Source organism: Mesorhizobium sp. M1A.T.Ca.IN.004.03.1.1 (assembly GCF_003997555.1).
Taxonomy (GTDB): Bacteria; Pseudomonadota; Alphaproteobacteria; order Rhizobiales; family Rhizobiaceae; genus Mesorhizobium.
In genome coordinates this window covers 397473-410933 of record NZ_RZTV01000002.1, presented here as the reverse complement: position 1 = coordinate 410933, position 13461 = coordinate 397473, and the positions used below count along the sequence as shown (strand labels likewise).

At 61.4% G+C, this 13461-nt stretch carries 11 protein-coding genes; 7 read left to right on the top strand and 4 right to left on the bottom strand.

The genetic code is table 11. The features are described 5' to 3' along the window. Positions 1-54: 54 nt before the first annotated feature. Positions 55-1122: a methyltransferase domain-containing protein gene (locus EOD29_RS07905; protein WP_127246374.1), complete on the top strand. Its 1068-nt coding sequence runs from the start codon at positions 55-57 to the stop codon at positions 1120-1122. A 45-nt stretch (positions 1123-1167) separates the two neighbouring features. On the opposite strand, the gene EOD29_RS07900 is transcribed toward EOD29_RS07905, so the two are convergent. Together EOD29_RS07900 and EOD29_RS07895 are read right to left on the bottom strand one after the other, a co-directional pair. Beyond that, the gene (locus EOD29_RS07900; protein ID WP_164763710.1) at positions 1168-1887 is read right to left on the bottom strand and encodes a Stf0 family sulfotransferase; all 720 of its coding nucleotides are present in this window, start codon (positions 1885-1887) and stop codon (positions 1168-1170) included. Then, positions 1884-3239, bottom strand: a complete 1356-nt coding sequence (locus EOD29_RS07895) for a glycosyltransferase family 4 protein (RefSeq protein ID WP_127246372.1) — start codon at positions 3237-3239, stop codon at positions 1884-1886. Before EOD29_RS07895 ends, EOD29_RS07900 begins: the two co-directional genes overlap by 4 nt. 183 nt (positions 3240-3422) lie before the next feature. Between EOD29_RS07895 and EOD29_RS07890 the strand changes: the two genes are divergently transcribed. From EOD29_RS07890 to EOD29_RS07875, 4 genes are all read left to right on the top strand, one after another. Continuing rightward, a complete protein-coding gene (locus EOD29_RS07890; RefSeq protein ID WP_127246371.1) occupies positions 3423-4202 on the top strand; it encodes a hypothetical protein in 780 nt (259 codons plus the stop codon). Positions 4203-4368: 166 nt separating this feature from the next. Further along, positions 4369-6405 carry a nucleoside-diphosphate sugar epimerase/dehydratase gene (locus tag EOD29_RS07885; protein ID WP_164763709.1) on the top strand — a complete coding sequence of 679 codons (2037 nt, stop codon included), beginning with the start codon at positions 4369-4371 and terminating at the stop codon, positions 6403-6405. 86 nt (positions 6406-6491) lie between these two features. Beyond that, positions 6492-7403 carry a glycosyltransferase family 2 protein gene (locus EOD29_RS07880; protein WP_245475280.1) on the top strand — a complete coding sequence of 304 codons (912 nt, stop codon included), beginning with the start codon at positions 6492-6494 and terminating at the stop codon, positions 7401-7403. Between the two features lie 45 nt (positions 7404-7448). After that, positions 7449-7943: a sugar transferase gene (locus tag EOD29_RS07875; RefSeq protein WP_127246620.1), complete on the top strand. Its 495-nt coding sequence runs from the start codon at positions 7449-7451 to the stop codon at positions 7941-7943. Here EOD29_RS07875 and EOD29_RS07870 read toward each other — a convergent pair. Next, positions 7931-8866, bottom strand: coding sequence for an NAD-dependent epimerase/dehydratase family protein (locus EOD29_RS07870; RefSeq protein WP_127246369.1), 936 nt, complete (start codon positions 8864-8866; stop codon positions 7931-7933). The genes EOD29_RS07875 and EOD29_RS07870 overlap by 13 nt on opposite strands. Beyond that, complete coding sequence (locus tag EOD29_RS07865) at positions 8863-10152, bottom strand: O-antigen ligase (protein WP_127246368.1); 1290 nt, start codon at positions 10150-10152, stop codon at positions 8863-8865. The genes EOD29_RS07870 and EOD29_RS07865 overlap by 4 nt, the downstream gene beginning before the upstream one ends. A 454-nt stretch (positions 10153-10606) precedes the next feature. Between EOD29_RS07865 and cysD the strand changes: the two genes are divergently transcribed. Then, the gene (gene cysD / locus EOD29_RS07860; RefSeq protein WP_066997810.1) at positions 10607-11512 is read left to right on the top strand and encodes a sulfate adenylyltransferase subunit CysD; all 906 of its coding nucleotides are present in this window, start codon (positions 10607-10609) and stop codon (positions 11510-11512) included. A 2-nt stretch (positions 11513-11514) separates the two neighbouring features. Further along, positions 11515-13452: a sulfate adenylyltransferase subunit CysN gene (gene cysN / locus EOD29_RS07855; RefSeq protein ID WP_066997807.1), complete on the top strand. Its 1938-nt coding sequence runs from the start codon at positions 11515-11517 to the stop codon at positions 13450-13452. Positions 13453-13461: the final 9 nt, after the last annotated feature.

Sequence of the window (13461 nt, the reverse complement as noted above, 5' to 3'; positions counted from 1 at the left end):
GCCAAGGTTTACTAACCATGCTCAGTGCCCGCTCACGCATAACGAGAGTTATTAGTGAATCGGCTGGAGCAGCTTAGGAGGAACCTCGACAAAGACACTATGGTCGGTGTCGAAATCGGGCCTTTTTTCAACCCGATTGCCCCCAAGGCAGAGGGTTGGAAAACGACCGTGATTGACTATCAGGATGGTGAGGGCCTTCGCAGGACTGCACGGAATCATCCCGAACGGACTATTCGTAGCAAGGTCAATACAATCGAGGACGTCGATATCGTCTGGGATGGCCGGCCACTCGACAAGGTGGCGCTGAAAAGAAATGCGGCAGGGTACGACTTCGTCATTGCCAGCCACGTGATCGAACATACTCCTGACATCCTGGGTTTCCTTCAGCAATGCTCGCGCCTTCTGAAGCCAGACGGAGTCGTCTCGCTCGCCGTTCCTGATATGCGGAAATGCTTTGACCTGCTGAAGTCACCGACGAGCATTCGCGAAATCCTAACCGCTCATCGAGAGCGCCGTATTAGGCATACCCCTGAAGTACTGTTTGAAGCACGCGCGTGGGCAACAACCCGAGACGCCAGGGGGGCATGGGTTGCTGGAAACCACTTACCTATTGGTTTTGCGCATTCATTTGGCAAGGCGCTGCGAAGATACAAAGCCGATATCAGGCAGATGGGTAAAGCTAGACCTTACGTCGATGCGCATACATGGTTTTTTACGCCGGCATCGTTTGAGCTTGCCATCATGGAACTGAATCAGATCGGGCTTCTTTCCCTTAAGATCGCCTGGCTGGAAGAAAACCAAGGTTCTGAGTTCATTGTTCAGATGAGGCGCGCTGATATCATTGAAGCAATGCCGCCAGACAAATTCGACGCGGAAAGGATAAGGTTGGCGCTCAAGCACTACGCTGAGTTCGACAGCGAGGTCGGGCCAAGCTACCGTGAGATACCCTCGGCGCCTGAGCCGGAACGAGTGATTGTCGAAGTTCCGGTAGAACTGAGGGTTGAGGTGCCGGTCGAGGTGTTCGTACCGATAGAGCCTCCTATCGAGCCGACCTTGGACCTGATGAGGCGATTGGCTTCTCGTATTCGCCGAAAAATGCTGTCGCTCGTGGGATTGGCCTAGATTGATCTTCTTCCCACTTGTGCCGACGCCCCTGAATGTCGGGGTCTAAATAATGTCCACGATGTTGGGATTGCTACGCTCCGCCCGGAAGCGCTTCGCCCATTCGAGACTGAGTGAGTCCGACTGCTTTTCAACCGTGACCTTGCTCAAGTCCAGACTGGGGGGCGAGCTCAAATCCATCAGATCGGCGACCTGATGGACCACGTTGCACGGGTCCATGATCAGCGTTTCGTATTCGAGCCGCAGGGGTTCGATACCCGTTCGAGCGAAGAACATCTCCCAGCGTGCCCTTTCACGGGCAATGGCGACGAGCTGATTCTGGATCAGGTCGGCGTCGAACATCGCCATCTGCTTCGCCGGTTCGCTTGAGCGGTACTGTCCGGTCTGTAGGGCCCTTGCCCAGGAAATTGCCTGGCCGAGGAGGTCACGTCTTGAGAGCAGTACAAATCGGAGATTGGGAAGGACGTCAAGCCAGCCTATTTCTCCCGAAATCCAGTCGTGCTGGTGAGCGAAGATTTTTAAGCCGTAGACGCCGTTGGGGGTAGCCCCCATCGTCAGGATCATCTTGATCTGTCCGGGAACGTCTTTGGGATAATCCGGGTCATCGAAATATCGACGCCCGCCCCAGTTGAAATACTCAAGTGGGTGTCCAAGCAAGCCAGTGCTACTCAGATGCTGAGAAAGGAAATTGCTGCCTGATCGGGGCGAGGTACAGATGGTGTAGCCGCGAAGTTCTGTATAGTCCAATCCGCCGATCTTAGTCAATTTAAAGACTCTCTGCGAGACCGAAGGATTCTTCGGACGAATAGCGGGATCATGCTGCTGTAGAGTCGTTTTATCTCTAGCGTGAAGTCTGAAAGGACCGAAAGCTTCTCGTCAATTTCGCGTAGCATGGTATGGTTGCTCTCCGCTTTTGCGGCAATACGTGAAGCGGCTTCGTTGAGCATGATATCGCGACTTTTGGCAATTTCGGGTTCGAACGAACTGACCTGCTCGCTAAGGTTTGCTAATGAAGCGAAAATGCTTTCCAGAATGTTAGTGTTTGACTGCAACAGTTCTAGAAGCGCGTTTGGTTCCGGCGAATCTGGCCACCCGTGCAGTTCTTTTACGATATGGTACCATCTCCGGTGCGGATGCGAGACGCCGATTTCTTCAATCCAGGAGGCTGTCGCGAGGCATTGCTCGTCAGCGTCCAACGCCTTTTTGGTTTGCATGGCCTGATTATAGATTCGCAGGTGTTCATCAATGAAATACGTGTGACCCGCCACCTTTCGAAAATACGCACAAACCGCTATGGCATCGCCTGCATCGAACCTGGAGATAGCATCCATCAGATGCTCGACTGTGGTGGGCTTGGCCAGAAGGCCGACGCCGAGATTCATTCTACGCCAGTCATCCATGTTTGCAGTATCGAGTAATCCGGCAAAGCCACGCGCGTCGCAGACGACGACGGCGCATCCCACGGCGGCGGCCTCGATGGCCATGCGAGCGGTCGCAAATACGATATCATAGCTTAGCAAGTCGTGTTCGAGCTGATGTGAAAATCGACCGGTAGCAGGCCCCAACTCGTCCAGTTGAATATCACTTCTTTCGCAGGCTTCACGAACCGCTGCCTGATGCTCAAAATTTTTGGTCAAGAGCAACCCTCTCGTGGGCCGAGCAGGCAGCCGCGAGCGCTGCTTGAAGCGACTGAGATCGACTGCGTTGTAGACGAGGCTCAACTGAGCGGCGGGTATTCCCCGCGACAGGCATTTGAGCCGGCAGGCTTCATCAACAGCGATCCAGTGGCCAATCTGGGGATGAAGCATTGGGGCCTCAACCTCGAAGAACGCGCTGTGACACGAAAATACTGCCGGTACATTTGGGAACCTGGCCAACGCTGTCAGGCAAGGCGTCAGATGCTGAGCATGAATTACATCGGGTTTTTCAACGATCTCTGCGATCCGGTCGACCACGTGGTGCCCTCGTCGGCGCATTCTGTCTGCCATGTCGCCAAGTGTCGGTGCCAGCAGCATCGTCTGATGCCCTGCGCTCCGAAGTCCATCGGCAAGCAATTCGACAACCGCTTCCGACCCGCTGTTGCGCGACAGGGACAGATTGGTGATAAGAATTCGCAAAATGATTCCTCGCTTTTTTGCAATGTCTGCAACGAGCGACAGGGATGCAAGAGTTACTGACGGCGTCTAGTCCGAAAGACGTTTGCCAAACAAGCTCTGCCGAGCGCGGACCTGGAGCCGCGTTCTATAAAAACTCACCGCAGGGGTGTTTGATGCGGTCACAACCTCGAAGGGGATCATTTATTGTCCGCAAAACTGGAAAATATCGTGATTCTCGCGCATCCGGGGCACGAACTAAGGGTCTACCATTGGCTTGAGCGTGCAAAACCCAGAGTCTACCTTCTGACGGATGGATCGGGCGGCAGCCAGACATCGCGCACCCGCTTTTCGCGCGATCTGGTTGAGGCTGTTGGCGCGACGCCCGGCGCCGTATTCGGTGAAATCCCTGATACGGTCTGGTACGATGCGCTTCTGGCTAGAAACAGCGATTTCTTTATTGATGTGCTGACAAAACTAGCAATGGATCTGGCGGGCCTGAGAAACCTTCAAATCGTATCGGACGCAATCGATGGCTACAATCCAATGCATGACTTGGCTTTCGCCTACGGGCAGGCGCTCACCGCGCTGTTGAAAAAGACGGCGAAGGTGAGCAGACAGCTTTGCTCCGCTGCTGTTCCGGGCGTGGCAGGAACATCCGAACTCGTCATTCAGCTCGATCGGGAAGCACGAGCAAGAAAGGCAGCCGCAGTCGAAAGCTACAGACCGCTCGCCCGTGAAGCCCGCCAAATATTAGAGCGGGACCCGCATTGCTTCGACAGGGAAACCCTGATTTCTCAAGATTTTGACTGGAACGGCTCCTGGTCACCGGACTGGGAGCTAATCGGCAGGCAGCGCGTCGCCTCTGGGCTTTACCGGAAATGTATTATCTATAAGGACAATGTGCAGCCAATTGCCCAACGTCTGCAATTTGAAAGTGAATCGCGGGTTGTGCTTGCAGCGACTGAGGCGAGAATGGTGCCTTAACTGCACATGCAGCCGAAGGAAAAAACCCCTAGCTCTCCCCCCAACTCCGCGCTAATGCCATAACCGGAGACGGGGTTGGGGATTTGCAATCTGGAGTGGCGGCGGACGGTGTTCTGTCCCGCGCCGCTCTGATAGTATTCCCGCGCCTGGAGTTCAGTACTACCCAATGACCGCCTATGTAGAAGCCGTATCGGGCCTCCGACCGAAGATGCGGCGCGCCATCATCATGGTCCAGGACCTCGTCATGGTCCTGATCGCGGTGGCGCTCAGCCTCACGCTCTCGCAGTCGCGGCTTTCCTTCGATGCGTTCTCCTCCGGCGGGCTGGCCTGCTGGGCGCTCATCGTGCTCCTCGCCCATCTCCTGTTTCGCACCTGCGGCCTCTACAGCACCGTCTGGCGCTTTGCCTCGACGCCCGACTTCTTCAACATCCTGAAGGGCTGCGGCAGCCTGACGGTGGTTCTCTATCTGGCCTCGATTGCCTACCGCTCCTTTTTCCAGCCGGTCGCCGGTCTCAACGAGCGCCAGTTCATCGTCTTCTTTCTGGTCTCCTTCACCATCATTTCGGCACCCAGGCTCTACTATCGCTTCCTGCGCGACGGCGCGTCCTGGCGCATCCTGCGCCGCGCCGCCGGCGATGCGTCGATCAAGCAGGCGCTGTTCATCGGCCGGCTGAGCGAGGCCGACGTGATCGTCCGCTTCACCCGCACGGCGGCGCCGACCGAATATGCCATTGCCGGCATCATGGCCACGGAGGCCGGCGCGCCGCTCGGTACGCAGATCCAGGGCGTTCCGGTCGTGGCGCTGCGGCCGCGTCTGGTCGAGGTGCTGGAAGAGTATGTCAAGGGCACGGAAAACCTCGACCTCCTGATCTTCGGCAAGGGGGTCGAGCGCGAGATCGAGGACTATGCCGAGCTGGTGCGCGTCGCCCGCCACAGCGGCATCGCCGTCGTCCAGTTCTCCGGTCTTTCGGAGCTGGGGCAGGGCGGCAAGCTGGTTCTCGATGCCGTCGAGATGGAAACCATCATGCGCCGTTCGGCGGTCGCCACCGACATCGCGCGCATCGGCGTCTTCGTCGGCGGCAAGCGCGTGCTGGTCACCGGCGGGGCCGGCTCCATCGGCCGTGTGCTGGTCAAGCGCGCGCTGGAGCTCGGCGCCGAGGCGGTGCTGGTGGCCGACAATTCCGAGTTCGGCATCTTCCAGCTCGATCAGATCATCGACGAGAAAGACCGCGACCGGCTGGCCAGCCGCATCGTCGATGTCACCGACCGGCCGCACATGATGCGCCTCGTCAGCGAGTTCAAACCCGCGATCATCTTTCACGCCGCGGCGCTGAAGCATGTGCCGCTGCTGGAAGAGAACTGGGAAGCGGCGATCGAGACCAATGTCTTCGGCACGCTCGCCTGCGCCGAGGTCGCGGCCGAATGCGGGGTGCCGCAGTTCCTGCTGATTTCCAGCGACAAGGCCGTCGACCCGACCTCGGTGCTTGGCGCCACCAAGCGCGCGGCCGAGCAGATCGTCTCCTCGCTGCATGAAACGCACGCCGAGCCGTCGCCTTTCCATGCCGGCGGGCTGAACGGCCACCATGCCGGCACCCCAACTGTGCGTCGTCCCGGCACCAAATTCATCGCCGTGCGCTTCGGCAACGTCTTCGGCTCCAACGGCTCGGTGGCGACCATCTTCCAGGCGCAGATCGAGGTCGGCGGGCCGGTCACCATCACCGACCGGCGCATGACGCGCTATTTCATGACGGTGGCCGAGGCCGTCGATCTCGTCATCATGTCGGCCGCCGATGCCGAGCGGCGCCAGGGCAGGGACGACTATGCCATCTACATGCTCGACATGGGCGAGCCCGTGCCGATCCTCGAAGTCGCCGAAACCATGATCCGCATGGCCGGCAAAAGCCCCTATACCGACATTCCGATCCGCTTCACCGGCATCAGGCCCGGCGAGAAGCTGCACGAGGCTCTGCATGGCGAAAGCGAGGAGGTCGTCAAGCTCGACATCGCCAAGATCTTCGGCCTGAGGACCGACGTGGTGGAGTGGCGGAGGATCGAGGCCGCGCTGCCGGCGCTGGTGGCCGCCATACGGGACCAGGACAAGGCCGCGGCCCTCGCGATCCTGGCCGGGCTCAACCGGGCAGGGCAAGGCATTGGCGGCGCGCCCGAGCGGGCGGTGCCGAAAGCGGCCGGACAGATCGGTTAGCCCTGTGCCGCCCTCCCGCAATTGGCTATTGAAGCCTGTTCGAATGCCCTGCGGGTTCTGAAACAGTGACCGGGAAAGATCAGCGCGTGGCCGTTCTCATGGGCACGAGGGATGGCGCCGCCTTTATCGGCGAGCAGTTGCAATCCTTGCTCGACCAATCATGGCCCCATGTCGATCTCTGGGTTTCCGACGACGGCTCGACGGACGCCACGCTCGCGATCCTCGAGGCGTGGCGGTCCCGCTGGAACAAGGGCTCCCTTACCGTGGTGCAGGGCCCGCGAAACGGCTTCGCCGCCAACTTCCGCTCGATGATCATCGAGCCGCGCGTCGATGCCGATTACTACGCCTTTTGCGACCAGGACGATGTCTGGGAGCCGGACCGGCTGGAGAGCGCCATTCGCTGGATGGAGACACAGGATATGGCAATGCCGCTGCTGTTCTGCTCGCGCACAGCGACCATTTCCGAGACCGGCGTCCCGGCCGGCCATTCGCCGCTGTTCCGCCGCCCGCCATCCTTCCGCAACGCCCTGGTGCAGAGCATCGCCGGCGGCAACACCATGCTCTTCAACCGCGCGGCGCGCGACCTCCTGGCGAAGGCATCGGCAAGAACCGAATTCGTCAGCCATGACTGGTGGGCCTATCTCGTCGTGACCGCTGCCGGCGGCAAGGTCCGCTACGAGCCGCGGCCGCTGGTCAGATACCGGCAGCACGGGGCGAACCTGGTCGGCGCCAACGTCTCCTGGAAGGCGAGGCTTTCGAGGCTCGGGCGGCTGTTCCAGGGCCAGTTCGCCACCTGGACGGACAGCAATCTCAGAGGCCTTGCCGTCAACCGCGACCTCGTTACACGCGATGCAGCACGCTGCCTTCGCCTCTTCATCAGGGCGCGCAAGGGCAGTGCCCTCAGGCGCTTCAGCCTGCTCGGCAAAAGCGGCGTCTACCGGCAGACCCTGATGGGCACGCTCGGCCTCTACCTTGCCTTTCTTTGGCGGCGGATCTGAGCCGTGACGGCAAAGCGGGCTTTCGACCTGACTATCGCGCCCGTCATGCTGGCGGTTACGTCGCCTGTTGTGCTGATCGCCATGCTGGCGGTCAGGGCGACATCGCCCGGACCGGCCATCTTTTCGCAGCCGCGCGTCGGGCGGGGCGGCGCTGTCTTTGCCTGCCACAAGCTGCGCACCATGCATCGCAACACCCCGTCCTTGCCAACGCACGAGGCGCCTGCCGGGTCGGTCACCGCGGTGGGCAGGGTGCTGCGCTCGACCAAGATCGATGAGCTGCCGCAGCTCTGGAATGTGCTCAAGGGCGAGATGAGCCTTGTCGGTCCCCGTCCATGCCTGCCGACGCAAACGGAGCTGATCGGCTACCGGCAGCGGTTGGGCGTGCTCTCGGCGCTTCCGGGCATCACTGGGCTGGCGCAGATCAAGGGCATCGACATGTCCGATCCGAAACTCTGCGCCGAGACCGACGCTGCCTATCTGAAGGCCGCTTCGATCGGCCTCGACCTCAGAATATTGCTGAAGACATTCTACCGGGCCTGAGCGGCCTTCTTTCGCGCCAATTCCTCAAGCCGGCCGAGCGTATCGGCTTCCGGCATCCAACCTTCCGCGACCAGCAGCGACGGATCGCAGATCTGGGTCGCGGTCAAGGCTTGCCATGATGCCTGCCTGCCGAGCAGCCTTGCCGCCAGCCGCAGCGGCATCGCAGGCATGGGAACAAGCCGCGGCGGACGGCCGAAACCACGCCGGAACGCGGCAATGATTTCCGACATCGCCAGCGGAACTGAGTTGCCCGCGACATAGGCCGGGTGGAGCGGTCCCGGACGGCTGACAAGGTGCAGCACCGCGCCCGCCGCCGTGTCGGACGCGATCAGCGAACGCACACCTGCCAGCACGCCGGCCGGCAGCGGCAGGGCGGTGTCGGCAAGCCGCATCATCAATGCCATGTTGCCCCTCATGCCCTCGCCATAGACGGGCGGCAGGCGCAGTGCCGTGGCATCCGGGCGTCCGGCGTAAGCCTCGATCAGCCTGATCTCGCCTTCGCGTTTGGATCGGCCATAGGCGCATTGCGGGGCAGGGGCCATCGCCTCGTTGATCGTGCCGCTGAAGCCGGGACCGGCCACGGCCCGGATCGAGGAGAGATAGATGAAGCGCCCGCCGCAACGTGCGGCCGCGGCCTTGGCCAGGCGCGCGGTCAGCGTCGCATTGACGGCCTGATAGTCGGCGTCGCTGGCGTTCCGATCGTTGTTCAGCGCCGCGCAGTGGACGACATGGCTCACCTCGCGCATCAATGCCAGGAAGGCGTCGTCCGGCGCATCGGCGCCGGGCAGCGCAAAGACCTCGCCCGCAGCCTGCAGTCGTTCCGGCCGGCGGGACGCAATGCGCATGTCGAAGCCGGCCTGACGCAGCCGGCCGGTCACCTGGCGCCCGATCAGCCCCGTCGCCCCGGTGACCAGGACCTTCATGTTCGCCGGCCGGCGGCCGAAGGAATGGCTGCGCTCTTGCCGGTCGGCGGCACCGTTCGTCCGCAAGCCAGATAGGTTCCCGAAACCAGGAACACCATCAGCGTCGAATCGAGAAGGTCCTGACCGACCAGGATACCCGTCAGCCCGCCTATGAGATAGGTGACCATCGTGACGATGATCATCGTTGCGCCGAACCGTTCCGCTGGGCCGGCGCTGCGGAGCAGCGCTCTTGCCGCGTTCCAGGCCGCGACGACGAAGATCGCCGCCAAGGCGAACGCCCCTAACAAACCGGCCTGCACCGCCGCGGTCAGAAAACCGCTATGGTAATGGTTGTAGCCTGCGTCCATGCCGAATTGATCGTGAAAACCCTGTTTCATCAGCGCCCGGCTGCCTGTGATGCCATGTCCGAAAATCGGAGCCTCGTGAAACGCCTTCGTGCCGATCTCCCACATCGCCACCCGCAGCCCAAGCGCCGTCGTATGGTCGTTCTTGGTGGTGAGCGCATCCAAGTCGCTGAAAAGGAAGTCAGCGCGATTGGCAATGACGGGAAACGCGATCGCGGCGAGCAGCAGGCAGGCGCCGCCGGCAATCAGCGCAATGCGCGCGAGTTTCAACCCGCTGAGCCGGCGCCGGTTGATCGAGAGCACGGCGATGCCCGCCAGCAGCAGCGCCAGCCAGATGATGCGGGAGCCCGAATAAAGCACCGCCAAGCTGCCCGCAAGCGCAGCGAACTTCAGCAGCTTCCAGCGCTTCTCGATCCCCGACAGCGCGCCTGCGAGGCTCATCGCCGCGGCCAGGCAGGTCACCGTCGCGAATACGATGGCATTCCCGGCACCGCCTTCGGCCCTGGTGCCGATCCAGTAATACTGAACGACGGCGAGCAGCAGCGCGCCGAAACATGCCGCGGCGCTCGCCAGCACGACGATGCGTACAAGCACGGTCTTTTCCGTGATGCTCCAGGTCGAATAGGAGATCGGAAAGAAGAGGAAAGTGATCAGCGGCAGGAACAACCGCAGATCCGCCGCCAGCGTGCCGTTGACGATCGAAGCAAGGACGATGGCCGCGCAATAGGCACAGATCGCCACCGTCATGGCAAGCATCGACCGGTCGATGTTGAACCGCCGCCGTCTGATGGCGAGCAGAAATACGGACCAGAGCGCGCCGCCGTTGAAAACGAAGCTGACCACCGATCCCAGCACGGGCGGCGAGAAGAAGCAGACGATCGAGAAATAGATGTTGATCTGTGTCGGCGTGAGATGCCGCCGAAGCGATGTAAACGGGTTCAATGCCTTGCTTCGCAATCTTCCAGGTTGTGCGCAGACCCGCCGGGGTACCGAACAATTGGCTTTGACCGATCCCGTTCTGCCGCGCCTCGCCTGCTCCCGCGCCGGTATAGCGGCTGGCTCCGATCTCCGATAGGGCGACCGAAGGATGTCCAGCCAAAAATCGGCGGCGTGGACGAAAGCTCTTGGAAGTCAACCTAGCCGATCGAAGCAAATAGGTTTGTTCGGCCCCTTTCAATTGCTCGGCTTGTCTGGGAGAATTTTCCGACTTATCAAGCTCACTTGGAAAATTCATTCCCAAAGCGCTGTGCCCGGCGCGGGTCTTGCATTGTTATGGGCGATGGCGATCTGCTAGAACGCCCGCGACAAGTGTCCAGGGCTTGACGGGCTGTTTTAGCAAACCGCGCCAATCGCCTGCTGCAAGGCCTGGCCGGCACGAAAGAACGCTCAATAGCTTATGAATATCGCGCTCACCCATCTGCAGCGGCTAGAGGCCGAATCCATCCACATCTTCCGTGAGGTTGCGGCCTCTTTCGCCAAGCCGGTGATGCTGTATTCGGTCGGCAAGGATTCCTCGGTGCTGATGCATCTGGCGATGAAGGCCTTCTATCCCGCCAAGCCGCCATTTCCCTTCCTGCATGTCGACACGACCTGGAAGTTCCGTGAGATGATCGCCTTTCGCGATCAGATGGCGCAGAAGCTCGGCTTCGACCTGCTTGTTCATGTCAACGAAGACGGCGTGCGCGACGGCATCAACCCCTTCGATCACGGCTCGAACACCCACACCCATGTCATGAAGACGGTGGCGCTGCGCCAGGCGCTCGACAAATACGGCTTCGACGCGGCCTTCGGCGGCGCCCGTCGCGACGAGGAGAAGTCGCGCGCCAAGGAGCGCATATTTTCCTTCCGCAATGCCCAGCATGCCTGGGATCCCAAGAACCAGCGGCCGGAAATGTGGAAGATCTTCAACACCCGGATCGCGCCGGGCGAATCGATCCGCGTCTTTCCCCTGTCCAACTGGACCGAGCTCGACATCTGGCAGTACATCCTGCAGGAGAACATCCCGATCGTGCCGCTCTATTTCGCCAAGGAGCGGCCGGTCGTCGAACGCGACGGCATGCTCATCATGAAGGACGATGACCGCATGCAACTGCGCCCCGGCGAGAAGATCGAGAACCGTCTCGTGCGCTTCCGCACGCTGGGCTGCTATCCGCTGACGGGCGCCATAGAATCGGATGCCGACACGCTCGAAGCCATCGTCGGCGAGATGCTGACCGCCCGCACCTCCGAGCGCCAGGGCCGCCTCATCGACCGCGACGAGGCAGGTTCCATGGAAAAGAAGAAGCGCGAGGGGTATTTCTGAGCATGCGCCACATCCTGGCCAAGAGCCTCGCCCCAACCGATTCGATCCGCGACTACATGGCCGCGCAGGAGAAGAAATCGCTGCTGCGCTTTCTCACCTGCGGCTCGGTCGACGACGGCAAGTCGACGCTGATCGGCCGGCTGCTGTCCGATACCAAGCAGATTTTCGAGGACCAGCTCGCCGCGTTGGAGAACGATTCTCGCAAGCACGGCACCACCGGCGACGACATCGACTTCGCGCTGCTCGTCGACGGGCTGGAGGCCGAGCGCGAGCAGGGCATCACAATCGACGTCGCCTACCGCTTCTTCGCCACCCCGAAGCGCAAGTTCATCGTCGCCGACACGCCCGGCCATGAGCAATACACGCGCAACATGGCGACGGGCGCTTCGACCGCCGACCTCGCCATCGTGCTCATCGATGCGCGCCAGGGCGTGCTGCGCCAGACCCGGCGCCATTCGATCATCGCCTCGCTGCTCGGCATCCGCCACATCGTTCTTGCCGTCAACAAGATCGACCTCGTCGGCTTCGACAAGACCGTGTTCGACCGGATCGTCGCCGACTACGGCGACTTCGCGCAAAGCCTGGGCTTCAACAGTATCGTGCCGATTCCGATGTCGGCGCGCTTCGGCGACAATGTCACCAGCCGCTCGGAGCGCACGCCCTGGTATTCCGGGCCGTCGCTTATCGAGCATCTGGAAACCGTGTCTGTCGACGAGGCGGCGATCGAATTGCCGTTCCGCTTCCCCGTCCAGTATGTGAACCGTCCCAATCTCGATTTTCGCGGCTTTGCCGGAACCATTGCATCCGGTTCCGTTTCCAAAGGCGACGAGGTCGTGGTCGCCAAATCGGGCAGGGCCTCCCGGGTCAAGCGCATCGTCGCGCATGGCGGCGACCTTGAGCAGGCTGTTGCCGGCCAGGCCATCACGCTCGTCCTCGAGGACGAGGTCGAGGTTTCGCGCGGCAACATGCTGGTATCGCCGGCCGCACGTCCGCAGGTCGCCGACCAGTTCGCCGCCAATCTGGTCTGGTTCGACGAGCAGGCCCTGCTGCCCGGCCGGTCCTATATCCTGCGCACCGAAACCGATCAGGTGAGCGCGACCGTCACCGATCTGAAATACCGCGTCAACGTCAACGATTTCGCGCATGAAGCGGCGAAGTCCCTCGACCTCAACGAGGTCGGGGTGTGCAACCTGTCGACCCGGGCGCCGATCGCCTTCGATCCCTTCGCCGAGAACCGCACGACCGGCGCCTTCATCCTGATCGACCGCATCAGCAACGCCACCGTCGGCGCCGGGATGATCCTGCATTCGCTGCGCCGCGCCGAGAACATCCATTGGCAATCGCTCGACGTCGGCAAGCGCGGCCGCTCTGACCTCAAGAACCAGCGCCCGGCGGTGTTCTGGTTCACCGGTCTGTCCGGTTCCGGCAAGTCGACGATCGCAAATCTTTTCGAGAGGAAGCTGTTCGCGTCCGGCCGCCACACCTACATCCTCGACGGCGACAATGTCCGCCACGGCCTCAATCGCGATCTCGGCTTCACCGACGCGGATCGCGTCGAAAACATCCGCCGCGTCGCCGAAGTGGCCAAGCTGATGGCCGATGCGGGCCTGATCGTTATCGTCTCGTTCATCTCGCCCTTCAGCGCCGAGCGGCGCATGGCGCGCGAGCTGATGGGCGAGGGGGAATTCGTAGAGGTGTTCGTCGACACGCCGTTCGAGGAATGCGCCCGCCGCGACCCGAAGGGCCTTTACGCCCGCGCCTTGAGCGGCGAGATCAAGAACTTCACCGGTGTCGATTCTCCCTACGAGACGCCGGAGAACCCCGAGATCCACCTCAAGACTCTCGGCAGGACGCCCGAGGAGATGGCGGAGGCCCTGGAACATTGGCTGACGGAGCGCGACGTTGCCGAAGAGCAGTATGACGATGGCGGCGGCATCTGACGACGCGGC

What these genes read in the sequence shown, in the direction of transcription:
- EOD29_RS07875 (WP_127246620.1), top strand. Translation starts at nt 7,449, where the DNA reads ATGCTGGCGGTTACGTCGCCTGTTGTGCTGATCGCCATGCTGGCGGTC.
- EOD29_RS07885 (WP_164763709.1), top strand. Translation starts at nt 4,369, where the DNA reads ATGACCGCCTATGTAGAAGCCGTATCGGGCCTCCGACCGAAGATGCGG.
- cysD (WP_066997810.1), top strand. Translation starts at nt 10,607, where the DNA reads ATGAATATCGCGCTCACCCATCTGCAGCGGCTAGAGGCCGAATCCATC.
- EOD29_RS07870 (WP_127246369.1), bottom strand. Translation starts at nt 8,866, where the DNA reads ATGAAGGTCCTGGTCACCGGGGCGACGGGGCTGATCGGGCGCCAGGTG.
- cysN (WP_066997807.1), top strand. Translation starts at nt 11,515, where the DNA reads ATGCGCCACATCCTGGCCAAGAGCCTCGCCCCAACCGATTCGATCCGC.